Here is a 15,344-nt window from a genome sequence, read left to right on the forward strand (position 1 = left end):
ACTTGGCAGGGGAAAAAGGTACCGGATGAATCGGGTTTACCCCTCAACCGTCCTGTCCTAAATTCGCCGTGCATTGACTTCTCGTGCAGCCTTAAGGTAATTTACAGATACGACATAAAAGGAGTAACGAATACTTTTAATCCAGAAGAAGAAGGAAGTTGGAAGTTGCCATGAAAATAAGCAAGAGGGCCCGCGTCATTATAATTGGTTTATTAGCTATAGGTGCAGTTGTTGTTTTATGGTGCAGCGATTATCTTTCCAAACGCGATCAAGTGGAGCAGGCAACGATGTCCGCGATTCAACAAGCCTCCGAGGCTGTTCAATTCCGTGCCCAAGAACGGCAGAAGATTATCTCGCAGGGTAGCAGCTTGCCTTTTTATGCCGCCAAAATGTCCGATCCCGCCAATCAGTCAGCTGTCCTCCAGGAAATCCTGTATGGGTTAAATGAGGATTCAGCCTTGCCTCCACTCAAAATGAATGACTTCAGAATGTCCTCAACACTCTCGATTGACGTTAGCGCCGAAGTCGAATTCATTACTTTGTTCGGCATTCCCAAACATACGACGCTCAGGCTGAACCTCCCCCTCATCCCTTTCAAACACCAGACCGGCGGCGAAACCTATCCCTGGACTAGAACGATTAAGAGCTATAGCTAAAGTTGCACGCAATCGCCCAAGCAGTAAGCCTGCTCAAAAAATACTGAGAAGGGGATAAATCTTGAATATAAGTATAAACATTTCTGAAAATCCATGATCAACGTTTGCTGCCTCTGCCAACACAAAAACACCTCCAAGATAGTCACCCTGCCTTACGACATGGCTGCATTCCCTTGAAGGTGTTTTAATTTCCTCTACGTTTTGTTCCTATTCTTTGTTTCTATTCTTTGTTTCTATTCTTTTCGGCCGCTTCCAGCAGCTCTCTTACAACCACGCTGACCATAATCAAGCCAACGGTTGGCGGTACAAAAGAGTTGCTCGCCGGCGGCTGCTTCGCTTTACGGATTTCCGGCGCGTTTTCCGGCACGATTTTCTCCGTAACCTCTTTGCGCGGCTTTACCGGCGTTTCGGTCGAGAAGACGACCTTAACGCCTTTTTTGATGCCTTCCTCTTTCCGCAGCTTGTTGCGGATGACACGGGCCATCGGGTCCGTATGCGTCTTGGAAATATCCGCAACAAGGAATTTGGTCGGGTCCATCCGGTTCGCCGCGCCCATGCTGGAGATCAGCGGAATGTTCCGTTTCAGGCATTCCTTGATCAAATGGATTTTGTACACAATCGTGTCGGAGGCGTCGATGATATAATCCGGTTTCAGCTCAAACAGCTGCTCGTACGTTTCCTCCGTATAGAACATATTCAAAGCAATCGCATCGCAGTCGGGATTGATCTGCTTCACCCTGTCTAGCATAACGTCGGCTTTCTTCTGGCCGACCGTAGTGGTGAGCGCCGGGATCTGCCGGTTGACGTTGGTGATGTCAACCGTGTCCTTATCAATCATAATGATCCGGCCAATCCCGCCACGGGCCAGCGCTTCGACGGCCATAGAGCCGACGCCGCCGACGCCGAGTACGGCGACGGTGCTGTTTCGCATGACCTCAATGCCTTCGGCGCCAATAGCCAGCTCCGTTCTTGAAAATTGGTTGCGCATGGTGATGATGTTCCTCCTTTTTCCGATCCAGCTTGCTTACGCCTTGGCTTCTTCAGCGGTTTTCTTCACCGTTGGCGCCAATTTGATGTGCAGCTGTTCAAGCTGGGATTGATCGACTTCGGACGGCGCGTTCATCATCAGGTCGGTGGCGCTTGCCGTTTTCGGGAATGCAATCGTTTCACGCAGGTTCGTGCGTCCGGACAGCAGCATTACCAGACGGTCAAGGCCAAACGCCATGCCGCCGTGCGGAGGCGTGCCGTATTCGAAGGCGTCGAGCAGATAGCCGAATTTGTCTTTCGCTTCCTCTTGCGATAAGCCGAGGGCTGCGAACATTTTTTCCTGAATGTCGCGTTTGTAGATCCGCATGGAACCGCCGCCCACTTCATAGCCGTTAAGCACGATGTCATAGGCTTGTGCCAGAACCTGGTCAGGGTTCGTATCGAGCAGATGCAGATCCTCTTCGCGTGGACGCGTAAACGGATGATGCAGCGCTACATAACGTTTGGCTTCTTCATCCCACTCGAGCAGCGGGAAATCTACTACCCAGGCAAATTTGAACTCGTTTTCGTTGATCAGGCCAAGCTGTTTGCCGATTTTGAGACGGAGTGCGCCAAGCACGTCGGCTACGACTTTTTTCGTGTCGGCGGAGAAGAGCAGCAGGTCGCCTTCTTCGGCGCCGGTGCGTGCTTTAAGGGCTTCGATTTCTTCAGGCGTAAAGAATTTCACGATCGGGCCTTTGAATTCGCCTTCTTTGACTTGAATCCAGGCCAGGCCTTTGGCACCGTAGCGGGCTGCAAATGGACCCAGGTCGTCGATCTCTTTCCGGCTCCAGATGCCGCAGCCTTTGGCGTTCAGCACTTTGACCTCGCCGCCTTTTTCAATCACGGATGCAAACACCTTCACGCCGCTGCTTGCCACGAGGTCGCTGACTTGGATAAGCTCCATGCCAAAACGCAGGTCAGGCTTGTCAGAACCGTATTTGTCCATCGCGTCAGCATAAGTCAAGCGCTGGAACGGCAATGGAATGTCCACGTTGATCGTTTCTTTGAACAGGCGGGCCATCAGCTGCTCCATCATGCCCAGCAGCTCGTCCTGGCTCAGGAAGGAGGTCTCCAGGTCGACCTGGGTGAACTCCGGCTGGCGGTCGGCGCGCAGGTCTTCGTCGCGGAAGCAGCGGGCGATCTGGAAATAACGTTCAATGCCGCTGACCATCAGAAGCTGTTTGTACAGCTGCGGAGATTGCGGCAGGGCGAAAAATTCGCCTTCATGCACCCGGCTAGGCACCAGATAGTCGCGTGCGCCTTCCGGGGAGCTCTTCGTCAAAATCGGCGTTTCGACTTCAAAAAATCCTTGCTCGTCCAGGAAGTCGCGGAAAATCTTCGAAGCTTTGGAGCGCAGCCGAAGTGTATTTTGCATTTCCGGACGGCGCAGGTCCAGGTAACGATATTTCAGACGAAGCGATTCGTCGACCTCAATGCCGTCCTCAATGAAGAACGGAGGCGTTTTAGCCGTGTTCAGCACTTCGATTTCCGTAATTTGCACTTCCACCTCGCCAGTAGGCAGATTTGGGTTGACGGTTTCCGGACTGCGTTTCACGACTTTACCGGTAACGGACAACACGTATTCGCTGCGCGCACGGTCCGCAATGGTCAAAGCTTCTCCAGAATAAGCCGGGTTAAAAACGATCTGCACGATGCCGCTGCGGTCGCGCAGGTCGATGAACAGTACGCCCCCCAAGTCGCGGCGGGTCTGCACCCAGCCGTTCAGCGTTACCGTTTCTCCGATTTGGGCCTCAGTGATCTGGCCGCAATGATGTGTCCTTGTCTTAGACATACAATTAACTCCCTTTTATATAAATTTGGTTGATCTAAAAAAATTAACATGTATCATCTGCCTTGCTTCATCGCTTCATTGCTTCATTGCTTCATTGATCACGATTTATTTCAGCTCATCAGCTAGTTCGGACAGCTTCACCGTCTTCTGCTCGCCGTTCTCCATCGACTTGAGCGCGATTTCGCCGCGCGACAGCTCGTCGTCGCCAAGAATCGCCGTGTAGCGCGCCTGCATCCGGTCCGCCGATTTCATTTGGGCTTTCATCTTCCGGCCCAGATAATCGCGTTCCGCTGAGAAACCGGCCTGGCGCAGCTTGAACAGCTGCTTGGTGATCTCCTGCTCGGCCGCTTCGCCCAGCGCTACCAGGTAGACGTCCAGCGGCTTGACCGCCGGCACTTCCACGCCTTGGTTCTCCAGGATGAGCTGAATCCGCTCCAGACCGATGCCAAGCCCGATGCCCGGCTGGTCCGGACCGCCGACTTCGCCGACGAGGCCGTTGTAGCGGCCGCCGCCGCCCACAGTGTCAATAGCGCCGATGCCTTGTGCCTTATATTCGAAGGCAGTCAGCGTGTAATAGTCCAAACCGCGAACAAGACGAGGATTTACGGCGTAATCAACGCCCATTTCGTCGAGGTATTTTTTCACCTGCTCAAAATGGGTGCTGCACTCCTCATCCAGGCTGTCGAGGATCGACGGCGCGTTGACGAATTTCTCCTGGTCCGTTTTGCAGTCCAGCACGCGCATCGGATTGCGGTGAATCCGGGACTGGCAGTCCTTGCACAAGCTGTCCTTCATCGGCAGCAGGAAGTCCAGCAGCTTCTCGCGGTAAGCGGCCCGTACGGCGGCATTGCCGACGGAGTTCACTTCCACCTTGACGCCTTTCAGTCCCAGCTCGATGCAGAACTGATACCCCAATGAAATCACTTCGGCATCAATCGCCGGATCCGTGGCGCCAAACGCCTCGATCCCGAACTGGTGGAACTGGCGCTGACGCCCGGCCTGCGGACGTTCGTAACGGAACATCGGACCGATGTAATAGAGCTTGCTCACATCAGGTTCGCCGTACAGTTTATTTTCCACGTAAGAACGGACCACGCCGGCGGTTCCCTCCGGACGAAGCGTCATGCTCCGGCCGCCTTTATCTTCAAACGTGTACATTTCTTTCTCGACAATGTCGGTGGTTTCGCCGACGCCGCGTTCGAACAGGGAAGTTTGCTCAAAAATCGGCGTCCGGATTTCCCGGTAATTAAATCTGCGGCACAAATCGCGTGCCTTGTCCTCTACGAACTGCCATTTCTCTACAGTACCCGGAAGCAGATCCTGGGTGCCTGTCGGTTTTTGAAAAGCCATCGTTAGTTCCTCCACTTTCTAGTCTCAATATATAATCTTGGATTTCTACAATATAAAAAATCCCCCGCCTCTGATGCTTAACGCAACAGGGACGAGGGACCTGATTATTTAGTCACCCGTGGTGCCACCCACATTCCGGCCGGTTGTCCGAAAACCTACAACCAGTCGCTTTAACACGGTTAACGCCCGTCTACGCCATACGGCTACTGCAAGGTTCGCCGCAGGTTCTCCAGGAGGTCTTTCGTTCAATCATCTACGGAATTCTTCCAGCCTGTCCGCCATCGAACGTATGCAACGTTCCGCGGTTCCGGAATTCCTCTCTGTGGAAGTGGGTTTGAAGTACTTTGTCCCTTCGTCGAAATTCGACATATCGAATGTAACTGTTATTGTTAGATTTTAAGGAACTAAAGAGGCAAAGTCAAGAAAGAAAACAAGAAAAAAACCTGCTTCATTCAGCAGGTTCAACAGCATATATTAAAAAAGGGGGTCATGCCTTTATTATAAACAGCCAACATTACAACGAAACAGCGCTAATATTACAGTTGTATTACAAAGAGGCAAGCTCTTGATTCGGTACGGCCGCGATAGCCAACGTTAATCGAAACGTTCCACATATGCGCCTTCCGAACGCAGCTTCTGCACGACCTCCTCATACTGCTGGTCGTCCACCCGGGCGCTCAGTACATATTGAAGGTCATTATAATCGTCATTCGAGAGCGGATAGGTGCCAAGCTCCAGATCATCCTGCTCAGGACGGTCTTCACGCCGGTCGCGCTCGGCTTCCGTTTCGTTATCCCTAACGTTGTTAAGCGGAATCGCACCTTGAGTCGTATAAACGCCGCCGCCGACTCCGCCAGCGGTTTGCGCTCCGCCCGCATACATCCCCGGGGTGTTCCCGACTGGAGCAATCGGAATCAGAATTTCGTGGTCGTTGCCGAGCCCGCCTTCAAGACGGCCCACCTCTAAATTTTCCATAGAGTACCCGATCAAACGGGTTCTTGCGCTCTCTGCGTCATCTTCGGTTTTAAAATACGCTTGAATATGCCTGGACATGAAGATCACTTCCTTTTCTTATTTTTGGTATATTCACAGCACCTTCAGCAGTTCCCGGACAAACGCAGGTTCATCTTTAGGAGTACGGGAGGAAATGAAGTTGCTGTCCACCACGACTTCCTCATCGACAAAATTAGCACCGGCGTTCACCATATCATCCTGAAGCGGAGGATATGAAGTAATCGTTCTGCCTCTCAGCAAACCTGCGCTGGCCAGAATCTGTGGTCCATGGCAGATCGCCGCTACCGGTTTCTTCGAGGCATCAAACGCCTTGACAAATTCAAGTACGTTTGGATCCAGCCGTAAATTTTCCGGCGAAGAACCGCCCGGGATCACCACGGCATCGTAATCGTCTGCTTTGACATCCGTAATGGCTTTGTCTGTTGTATATTCGGCTTTCCCTTGCTTGCCTTTTAAAGTTTCGCCTGCTTTAAGGCCAATAATATCGACCTCATGTCCGGCTTGCTTCACTTCATCGTAGGGCACTTGCATTTCGGAATCCTCAAACTGGCTCGCGAGTAAAAACGCTACTTTGCTCATCGTTACCGATCTCCCTTCCAGCGGTGTTAATCGTTCCAATTTTTATTACCCTTCCCGTTCCTTTTTCTAACAACTCCGGACTTTCGGCAAGCTGCACAGGCATCAATCTGCAACCAGCATGAGCATGAAGAGGGAAAAAGGCACCCAAACCTGGATGCCTTCGATGGTTATTCCTCTACAGTCATTGTTGGTCTTACTGCTTTGGTCAAGGCTGCTTACCCTCTCAGCATAAACGGCTGCCCCGGTTCGAGCTGCCGCTTCGCGGTCTGCTTGCTTGGAGCGCCGTTTCCCGTCCATCCCCGGCCATACGGCTAAGCTCAGCCGCTTCACGGATATTTCCTGGAAAATAAAGAGCGGCCTGGCAGCAAGCTGCAGGTTTATCCGATTGTCGCAATGAGACGAACCCCTTTGCTAATTCATTCTCTTAAAGAATGCCCGAAACAAAAAACCTCTATGCAGGTTAACGCCAGGACCAAGACCATAGCGTTTTGCATAGAGGTTCTAATTCATTTCTGAGGACTTTCCACCCAAAGCGTCACCGGGCCCCAGTTCACCAGTTCTACGTCCATATCGGCTCCAAAGCGGCCAGTTTCCACGGTCAGTCCTTTGGCCCGCAGCAGCTCATTAAAGCGATTATACAGCGGTTCAGCCGCTTCTCCGCCCGCTGCCTGGCTGTAGCTCGGCCGTTTGCCCTTCCGCGTGTCGCCATATAACGTAAATTGGGAAACAGACAGGATGCTGCCGCCGATGTCCAGCACGCTGAGGTTCATTTTCCCGTCTTCATCGTCAAAAATGCGCAGCCCGGATATTTTCTCAACCAAATAGGCGGCGTCAGACTCCTGATCGTCATGAGTTATGCCGACAAGGAGCATTAACCCGGTTCCAATCCGGCCCGTGACTTCTCCTTCTACTGTTACCTGCGCCCGCTTGCAGCGCTGTACAAGTACCCGCATGCTCCAATCTCCTTACTGCTTTTATTGCATGATCCGGTGAACGGAATAAACATCCTGCACCCGTTTGATCTTTTCTACGACGGCCTGCAAATGATCCGTATTGCGAATGAGGATCGTCATATGGATCAACGCAAGTTTATTTTTATCAGACCGGCCTGAAACAGCCGAAATATTGGTTTTGCTTTCGGACACCGCCTGAAGCACCTCATTCAGCAGGCCTCTGCGGTCATGTCCCGTAATTTCAATATCAACGCTGTAGTTGGCTTCAACTGCCTCTTCCCACTCTACATCGATAACACGCGCTGCTTCCCCATCATCTCCGCCCGGGATGTTCGGACAATCTCTGCGGTGGACAGATACGCCTCTTCCCCGGGTGATATAGCCGATGATATCGTCACCTGGTACAGGATTACAGCAGCGGGCGAAACGGACAAGCAGGTTATCGACACCTTTGACCTTAACCCCGTTGGTTGGCCGGTGCTTCTTCTCATCCGGCTGGGCTTTAACTTCCTTAACTTCGGAGGAAAGCTCAATTTGCCCCGCCTCTTCCTGCTCCTTGCGGAGCTTCTCGGTCAGCTTCGTACAGCATTGGGCAGCCGTTAAGCCGCCAAAACCGATAGCTGACAGCATATCGTCAATATCGTTAAAAGCAAACTTCCGGGCCGCATCGAGCAGCTTGTCATCCGTCATTAAGGAAGATGGCTCGTAACCGGCGCGCTTTAATTCGCGTTCGATTAAATCTCGACCTTTTTCGACATTTTCTTCGCGTTTTTCTTTCTTGAACCACTGCTTGATCTTGCTCCGCGCATGGGAAGACTGGGCGATTTTGAGCCAATCCTGGCTGGGTCCATAAGAATGTTTGGAAGTTAAAATCTCGACGATGTCGCCGTTCTTGAGTCTGTGATCCAGCGGTACGATCCGGCCATTAACCTTGGCCCCGATCGTCCGATTGCCGACCTCCGTATGAATACGATAAGAGAAATCAAGCGGTACAGAACCCATCGGAAGCTCAATAACTTCCCCTTTCGGCGTAAATACAAATACCAGGTCAGAGAAGAAATCCATCTTCAGGGATTCGACAAATTCCGAAGCGTCCTGGGCTTCATGCTGGAGCTCCAAAATCTCTTTAAAGAACGGCATCTTGCTTTCCGGACCTGTAGGATCTCCTCCGCCTTCTTTATAGGCCCAATGGGCCGCGATACCGAACTCAGCGGTTTTGTGCATTTCCCAGGTCCGGATCTGAACCTCCGTCGGCTCGCCGTTAGGACCCACCACGGTTGTATGAAGGGACTGATACATATTCTCCTTCGGCATGGCGATATAGTCCTTGAAGCGGCCCGGCATCGGCTTCCACAGTGTATGGATGATGCCAAGTGTCGCATAACAGTCTTTGATATTGTCAACGATAATGCGAATAGCAAACAGATCATAAATCTCGTTAAACTGTTTGTTTTTGCTTGTCATCTTCTTATAGATGCTGTAAATATGCTTCGGACGGCCGGACAGATCGGCTACAACACCCATTTCGTCCAGCTTCTCAGAAATACGAGAAATAACGGAATCGATAAAAGCTTCGCGTTCCGCACGTTTCTTATGCATGAGATTGGCAATCCGGTAATACTGCTGCGGATTTAAGTAACGAAGCGCAATATCCTCCATCTCCCACTTGATCGCGGAAATACCGAGACGGTGTGCGATGGGACAGAAGATCTCCAGCGTTTCATAGGCAATCCGGCGCTGGCTTTCTTCAGACTGATACTTCAGCGTTCGCATATTGTGCAGGCGGTCCGCAAGCTTGATCACGATAACCCGAATATCCTGGGCCATCGCAATAAACATCTTCCGGTAGTTTTCATTCTGCTGCTCTTCTTTGGACTGGAACCGAATGCGTTCCAGCTTGGTTAAACCGTCGACCAGCATGGCGCAGTCACTGCCGAATTGAGCTTCAATCTCCTGCAGGGAAACCGTTGTGTCTTCTACCACGTCATGCAGCAGAGCCGCAATAATCGACAGCACATCCATGCCCATATTAACGACAATATCCGCTACGGCGAGTGGATGAAGAATATAAGGCTCTCCCGATTTGCGGACTTGGCCGTGGTGAGCTTGTTCGGCGAATTCATACGCTTCGCGGATGCGGTTCAGATCAGCTTCTGTGATATAGGCGGACGCCTTTTCAAGTAATCGCTGTATACCCATTGAATCGTTGTCGTTTCCTTTCTATTCATAAATGAACAACCATGAGAACGCTCCAATGCGGCGCATGATGATACCTCGTTCATTTATACGTAAAATAGGTTGATTCCGTCCATTGAAATATGAAAATGGAACCTGTTCATAGCTCTTCCGGCATCAGGTTCCTCGAAATAATGATTTCCTATAATTATGCCTCTTGCATCAGGCCGCGTCAACCATTCTGCATGAAGGCTTGGTAAAGATTTGGGGTAAATATTAAAATCGTTATTGAAAAATGAAGTCCAACTCTATAAGCTATTAAGATTGAGGATACAAAAGTGTGTGGAATAAATGAATAACAAGGAGCGGAAATCGTGCAGCGTGAAATTCAAGTAAATGAGAAACTCCCCTTCGGACCCGGGCTGCTGCTGAGCCTTCAGCATCTGTTTGCCATGTTCGGAAGCACCATTCTGGTGCCCAATCTGTTCCACGTCGATCCGGGAATGATTTTATTGATGAATGGGATCGGCACATTGCTTTATATCTTGATATGCAAGGGCAAGATTCCTGCCTATCTGGGCTCGAGCTTCGCCTTCATAGCACCGGTAACGGGCGTATTGGATAAATACGGCTACAATTCCGACGGTTATTCGCTTGTGCTTGGCGCCTTTGTCGTAACAGGGGTTATATTCGCTGTTGTGGCACTGATCATCCGATTCGCCGGGACAGGCTGGCTGGATATCGTCTTCCCGCCTGCGGCCATGGGCGCGATTGTAGCGCTGATTGGTCTTGAGCTGATTCCGGTAGCCGCCCAAATGGCCGGCCTTATTGCGCCGGACGGCGCAGATCCAGCTTCATGGGCACCGAACGGCAAAGTCATCGCCTTGTCGATGATTACGTTGGCCGTAACCCTGCTCGGAGCGGTAATGTTCCGCGGTTTCCCCAAGATCATCCATATCCTGATTGGTATTGTGGTCGGTTACGTACTGGCTTTCCCGCTTGGTCAAATCGATACAACCGCTATCCGGGACGCCAGTCTGGTTCAATTTCCAACCCTAACGACACCTACATTTGACTGGCCAGTCATCCTGACCATCATTCCGGTTTCGCTTGTCGTCATTGTGGAGCATGTCGGGCACCTGCTCGTAACCGGCAATATCGTAGGTAAAAATCTGTCCAAGGATCCCGGACTCGACCGTTCGCTGCTGGGCAACGGGATCTCCACGATCCTGTCAGGTTTCGTTGGCTCAACACCCAATACAACCTATGGCGAAAATATCGGCGTAATGGCGCTGACCCGCGTTTATTCCATATTTGTGATAGGCGGAGCAGCGGTTATCGCGATTGTTTTATCTTTCTCCGGCACCTTCACCGGAGCCATCGCGGCGATTCCCGGACCTGTTATGGGCGGTGTGTCTCTCCTGCTGTTCGGGGTTATCGCGGCTTCCGGTCTGCGTATCCTGGTCGAGCAGAAAGTAGACTATTCCAAGGCCCAGAACTTACTGCTGACTACAGTCGTGCTGGTGACCGGATTGAGCGGAGCAACGGTTACTTTCGGTACCGTGCAGCTTAAAGGCATGGCGCTGGCCACGATTGTCGGCATCCTGCTCAGTCTGTTCTTCCGTCTCCTGCAAGTGACGGGATTGTCCAATGAATCCCGCGAGCAGGCACCGCCAGTCAAAAATCCGGACTAAGGGGCGGCTCTCCCGACATCCCTGGCCTAACTCGTCATACTTCAAGCAGCTATAAAAAAACACTAAGGACCGCCTTGTTAGGCGGTCCTTTTATGTACCATTTGACCCATCAGGGCTTGGCTGCTGTTTCGTTCGTGTTCCTTAAAAAGGGTATTGGGTCAACGTAAAGACTTCCACATCCGGCAGCTTGGCACGGCCGTTAAGGTCCTGCAATTCAATCATGAAAGCGGCTCCGACCACATTACCGCCAACTTGACGGATCAGGTCAACGCAGGTGGCAATCGTTCCGCCCGTGGCCAGCAGATCGTCAGCGATCAGCACATTCTGCCCCGGTTTAACAGCATCGCGGTGCATAGCCAGAACGTCCGTACCATATTCAAGATCATAGGAAACTTCAATCGTGTCAAAAGGAAGTTTGCCTTGTTTACGAATCGGCACAAAGCCTACACCAAGCGCATAGGCCAGCGGCGCTCCAACCACAAACCCGCGAGCTTCCGGACCTGCGATCAAATCGATCTTGAGATCGGCGATCATCTTTCTCATTTCCTCAATCGCCTCACGGTATTTTGCCCCGTCATTCAGCAGGGTCGTAATATCCTTAAAACTAATTCCCGGCTGCGGGAAATCCGGAATCACCCGGATGTAATCTTTGAAATCCACTTGTTAATCTCCTCCTAAAAATGTTCCAGTCCTCTCGCAGAATCAGGATACGCCTTTCATTCTGCCTAGAATCCATTCTGTCAGCTCTGAAATGCCGGCATAGAGCAAATAGTGCTCCATCTCCGCCAGCAGGCTCAATTCATTGTAGCGTATGGACGATTCCAAAGGTCTTTTGGCCGGAGCCGGATTTAATCTTATCATTCCCCGGTCCCTTGAAATAAAGTTCAATTCTTCAAAAATCGCCAGCGTTTTCGTCACCATCCGGGACGAAAGACGGGTTTGATCCGACAGCCAGCCGATCAGCTTCGGTTCCGGTACGGCTTGCTCGGCCGCTTTGCGAAGCAGCGCATACACCTGTTTAAATTGTTCCCGTGTAGGGCTTTCTACACGTTCCGATTCTTCTCCTGCCGAATGCAGGAGATAGATCCGTTCCACTGCGCCAAAGGAAGCCATTATCGCGTTTAACTGCTCCGGCGTTTCAGGAGCATCCGCTATAAACAGCACTGTAACCTCCTCCGGACGGCATCTGGCCGCCGCTTCGGCAGATTCCATGATCAGACCAGCGTTCCTATCATATACCCAAACCGGCAATTCCCGCAATTGTCTATATAACTTTGTTCCGCTGTCCGGTCTGGCCACCAGAGCTGCCTTTCCTTTGTTGTTCTCTGGCAGCGACTGCCAATGATCAAATAATTCGTCCAGCTTATGCCACGGATTCTTAATCCCCCGATAATCGAAAATCTGGGCATGATCCACGGCACCGTCTATAAGCATCAGCTGGGCTTTACGGGAACCGTTCCATTCATTGATGCTGGCTTCGGCAACAAGATTCATGACGGCGCCTTCGGTCAGCAGACCCGCCCAGGGGCCTTTGCCGAAAGCAACCGCTTCAACCACGTTACCGTTTTGTTTGAGCGTAATCTTCAAGTGTCTGCGGTCTTTGCCCATTTGGCGGCATTCGAGGATCTGTGTCCCCCGAATCAGGAAACGCGGGCAGCCATTATTCATTCCGAACGGCTCCAGCTTGGACAACAGCTCTATCGATTGCACATGGATTTCGTCAAGCGTACACTCCAGATCCGCCGTAAGCACCGGTATGTAATGTTCTTCGTTTAGCACCTTCTCAGCATAAGCGTTTAAACTTGCACTAAATGCTGTCAACTGGTCCCGGTGAAGAGACATTCCAGCTGCCGAGGGATGACCGCCGTAATGATCCAAAAGATCCGCGCATTCGGTCAACGCCTCATACATATCGTAACCCGGGATCGAGCGGGCCGATCCTTTGCACATGCCTGTTTCGGCATCAATGCCGAGTATGAGCGTAGGGCGATAATATTTTTCCACCAGCTTGGAAGCCACAATACCGACAACTCCGACATTCCAGCCCTCACCCGCTAACACAATTACGGATGGAACGGTGCCATCCGGGTGATTCTCTTCCAGCTGTTTCACTGCATCCTGAACAATATCATCCACGATCTGCTGGCGTTCACGATTCAATAAATCTAGCTTGTCCGCAATTGCGGCAGCTTTATCCGGATCTTGCGTAATCAGCAGTTCGACGGCTTCCTTGGCATGCTCCAGCCGGCCGCTTGCGTTGATCCGCGGAGCCATAGCAAAACCAATAGTAGTCGAATTCACGGCCGCGCTACCGGAGACCTGAAGCAGCGCGTCCATCCCGGTGAGCGGTTCCTCTGTCATAGAGACGAGTCCTTGCGAGACCAAAATCCGATTTTCACCCGTCAGAGGCATTAAATCCGCCACCGTTCCCAGCGCAACCAGCTGAGTCCATGATGACGGAACCTTGTCTACTAAAGCGCAAGCCAGCTTATAAGCCACGCCTACACCAGCTAGTCCTTTAAACGGATAAGAACAAAACGGCAGCTTCGGATTAACAAGCGTGAAGGCTTCCGGCAGAACGGCCGGCGGCTCATGATGATCGGTGACCACCACATCCATACCAAGCGTTTTCGCAAAAGCTACCTGCTGAACGGCGCTGATCCCCGTGTCCACGGTGACCACCAAAGTCACCCCACGCTCAGCCGCTGCTTCCAGGGCGTGGTTGTGCAGGCCGTAACCTTCTTTGGAACGATGAGGAATGTACCATTCATAATCAGCCTGCAGATGCTCCATAAGCCGAATCATCATTGATGTGGATGACACGCCGTCTGCATCATAATCGCCGTATATTAAAATCCGCTCTCGGCCTTCCAGCGCCTGCCGAATCCGAGCCACAGCCTTCTCCATTCCGTGAAGACTGTAAGGATCATGTAATCCCTCTGTTCCGGCCGATAAAAAGGCCTCCGCTTTCTCTTTCGTGTCAAACCCGCGGGTAACAAGCAGGGAAGCCACCATTTCGGGAAGCTTCATTTCCGACGTCAGCTTGGCTACCGCCTGCTCATTGGGCTTAAGTGTGCTCCAGCGATAATGGGCATGCAGCAACTATACCACCTCCTGCTTTCTCTAGATCCACACCCCTCATTGCAGCAGTGTTTCGTCCTGATTCTTAATTTCGTAATTACTTTTATACGGATAACCAGGGTTGTACGGCATAACGTGTACCTCCGCTTCCTGGATATAGGCGAACCTCCTGAGCAGCAAAACCTTAGTTCTTCCGGCAATTTCAACCGCTTCATGCATCGAAATGTGCGGGTTGACACTAATCTGGACATAAACGGCCAGCTTGCCGCCTCGTTCAGCGATTTGAAGCTCATCAACCGTTATGACCCCATATACCCGCTGAATGGTGTCCATCATTTGCTGGGTATCGTATTTCGGTTCCGGCGCCGCGGACGCGTTTAAGACCGTCTCATACAGCATTCGGCCCACTTTCCAGAGCACCAGAACTCCCACAATAATCGCGGCAGCCGGATCAAATTCAAGAAGAACGTCATTATCAAGCAAATCGCCAGTCATGGCGCAAATAACTCCAATTAGAACGATTAAAGATGAAAGAATTGATAACCTATGCTCGGCCAGCAGCTTTTTCCTTTTCTCTCCCCAGCCTACTCGGCGAAGCTGATTCTGGAACAAGGCTTCATTAATGCCGATAGATACAATGGCAGCCATTCCGGCAGCGTAATGAGGGGCTGGAAGGATTGAGTCCATAAGCGTTTTTACGGAAACCGCAATCGCCTGAGCCGCTCCCCATACCAGGATCAGACTTAGCACAGCTATCATAAGCAGCCCGTTACCAGCTTGCTTACGGCTGGTTCGGCCGGTCTTGTCCACAGATTCCCCGGACAACTTACCCGGCAGCAGCCCTGTTAAAGCATAAATGGCATCTCCCGCAGAGAACAAAGCATCCGACAGCAATACTTTGCTGCCTCCCAACCATCCTACAGCTCCTTTAAATAAAGCGAGGGTAAGACGGTTAAGGGCTCCCGCCCAAGAAACTTCATCCATTTGAACAGTTTGCCGGTTTCTCATGCTAGTCCTCCTT

At 51.5% G+C, this 15,344-nt stretch carries 13 protein-coding genes; 2 read left to right on the forward strand and 11 right to left on the reverse strand.

What is annotated here, in order from left to right; translation table 11 throughout:
- Positions 1 to 170: 170 nt before the first annotated feature.
- The gene (locus CBE73_RS08595) at positions 171 to 656 is read left to right on the forward strand and encodes a hypothetical protein (RefSeq protein WP_094093888.1); all 486 of its coding nucleotides are present in this window, start codon (positions 171 to 173) and stop codon (positions 654 to 656) included.
- 220 nt (positions 657 to 876) lie between these two features.
- Here CBE73_RS08595 and CBE73_RS08600 read toward each other — a convergent pair whose 3' ends face one another.
- The 8 genes from CBE73_RS08600 to CBE73_RS08635 form a co-directional block, all read right to left on the reverse strand.
- Positions 877 to 1,644, reverse strand: a complete 768-nt coding sequence (locus CBE73_RS08600; RefSeq protein ID WP_068697137.1) for a tRNA threonylcarbamoyladenosine dehydratase — start codon at positions 1,642 to 1,644, stop codon at positions 877 to 879.
- A 36-nt stretch (positions 1,645 to 1,680) separates the two neighbouring features.
- On the reverse strand, positions 1,681 to 3,477 hold the full coding sequence (aspS, locus tag CBE73_RS08605) for an aspartate--tRNA ligase (protein WP_094093889.1): 1,797 nt from the start codon (positions 3,475 to 3,477) through the stop codon (positions 1,681 to 1,683).
- Positions 3,478 to 3,582: 105 nt separating this feature from the next.
- The gene (gene hisS, locus CBE73_RS08610; RefSeq protein WP_094093890.1) at positions 3,583 to 4,827 is read right to left on the reverse strand and encodes a histidine--tRNA ligase; all 1,245 of its coding nucleotides are present in this window, start codon (positions 4,825 to 4,827) and stop codon (positions 3,583 to 3,585) included.
- 594 nt (positions 4,828 to 5,421) lie between these two features.
- Complete coding sequence (locus CBE73_RS08615) at positions 5,422 to 5,880, reverse strand: hypothetical protein (RefSeq protein WP_094093891.1); 459 nt, start codon at positions 5,878 to 5,880, stop codon at positions 5,422 to 5,424.
- 33 nt (positions 5,881 to 5,913) lie between these two features.
- A complete protein-coding gene (locus CBE73_RS08620) occupies positions 5,914 to 6,420 on the reverse strand; it encodes a type 1 glutamine amidotransferase domain-containing protein (RefSeq protein WP_094093892.1) in 507 nt (168 codons plus the stop codon).
- 223 nt (positions 6,421 to 6,643) lie between these two features.
- A complete protein-coding gene (locus CBE73_RS21900) occupies positions 6,644 to 6,814 on the reverse strand; it encodes a hypothetical protein (RefSeq protein WP_157739464.1) in 171 nt (56 codons plus the stop codon).
- A gap of 112 nt (positions 6,815 to 6,926) precedes the next feature.
- A complete protein-coding gene (gene dtd / locus CBE73_RS08630; RefSeq protein WP_094093894.1) occupies positions 6,927 to 7,373 on the reverse strand; it encodes a D-aminoacyl-tRNA deacylase in 447 nt (148 codons plus the stop codon).
- 21 nt (positions 7,374 to 7,394) lie between these two features.
- Positions 7,395 to 9,572 carry a RelA/SpoT family protein gene (locus tag CBE73_RS08635; RefSeq protein ID WP_094093895.1) on the reverse strand — a complete coding sequence of 726 codons (2,178 nt, stop codon included), beginning with the start codon at positions 9,570 to 9,572 and terminating at the stop codon, positions 7,395 to 7,397.
- 350 nt (positions 9,573 to 9,922) lie between these two features.
- On the opposite strand from CBE73_RS08635, the gene uraA reads away from it, so the two are divergent.
- Entirely contained in the window at positions 9,923 to 11,242 is a 1,320-nt protein-coding gene (uraA, locus tag CBE73_RS08640) for a uracil permease (RefSeq protein WP_094093896.1), read from the forward strand.
- 141 nt (positions 11,243 to 11,383) lie between these two features.
- Here uraA and CBE73_RS08645 read toward each other — a convergent pair whose 3' ends face one another.
- The 3 genes from CBE73_RS08645 to CBE73_RS08655 are packed head-to-tail and all read right to left on the reverse strand — an operon-like array spanning position 11,384 to position 15,331.
- Positions 11,384 to 11,902, reverse strand: coding sequence for an adenine phosphoribosyltransferase (locus CBE73_RS08645; protein WP_094093897.1), 519 nt, complete (start codon positions 11,900 to 11,902; stop codon positions 11,384 to 11,386).
- 42 nt (positions 11,903 to 11,944) lie between these two features.
- Entirely contained in the window at positions 11,945 to 14,344 is a 2,400-nt protein-coding gene (gene recJ / locus CBE73_RS08650; protein WP_094093898.1) for a single-stranded-DNA-specific exonuclease RecJ, read from the reverse strand.
- 36 nt (positions 14,345 to 14,380) lie between these two features.
- Positions 14,381 to 15,331, reverse strand: coding sequence for a cation diffusion facilitator family transporter (locus CBE73_RS08655; protein ID WP_094093899.1), 951 nt, complete (start codon positions 15,329 to 15,331; stop codon positions 14,381 to 14,383).
- Between the last annotated feature and the right edge of the window lie 13 nt (positions 15,332 to 15,344).

The organism is Paenibacillus physcomitrellae (assembly GCF_002240225.1).
Classification (GTDB): Bacteria; Bacillota; Bacilli; order Paenibacillales; family Paenibacillaceae; genus Fontibacillus; species Fontibacillus physcomitrellae.

Excerpts from the sequence above, each read along its gene's own strand:
- CBE73_RS08615 (WP_094093891.1), bottom strand. The coding sequence starts at position 5,880 with ATGTCCAGGCATATTCAAGCGTATTTTAAAACCGAAGATGACGCAGAG.
- aspS (WP_094093889.1), bottom strand. The coding sequence starts at position 3,477 with ATGTCTAAGACAAGGACACATCATTGCGGCCAGATCACTGAGGCCCAA.
- CBE73_RS08600 (WP_068697137.1), bottom strand. The coding sequence starts at position 1,644 with ATGCGCAACCAATTTTCAAGAACGGAGCTGGCTATTGGCGCCGAAGGC.
- dtd (WP_094093894.1), bottom strand. The coding sequence starts at position 7,373 with ATGCGGGTACTTGTACAGCGCTGCAAGCGGGCGCAGGTAACAGTAGAA.
- CBE73_RS08635 (WP_094093895.1), bottom strand. The coding sequence starts at position 9,572 with ATGGGTATACAGCGATTACTTGAAAAGGCGTCCGCCTATATCACAGAA.
- CBE73_RS08595 (WP_094093888.1), top strand. The coding sequence starts at position 171 with ATGAAAATAAGCAAGAGGGCCCGCGTCATTATAATTGGTTTATTAGCT.
- CBE73_RS08620 (WP_094093892.1), bottom strand. The coding sequence starts at position 6,420 with ATGAGCAAAGTAGCGTTTTTACTCGCGAGCCAGTTTGAGGATTCCGAA.
- hisS (WP_094093890.1), bottom strand. The coding sequence starts at position 4,827 with ATGGCTTTTCAAAAACCGACAGGCACCCAGGATCTGCTTCCGGGTACT.
- CBE73_RS08655 (WP_094093899.1), bottom strand. The coding sequence starts at position 15,331 with ATGAGAAACCGGCAAACTGTTCAAATGGATGAAGTTTCTTGGGCGGGA.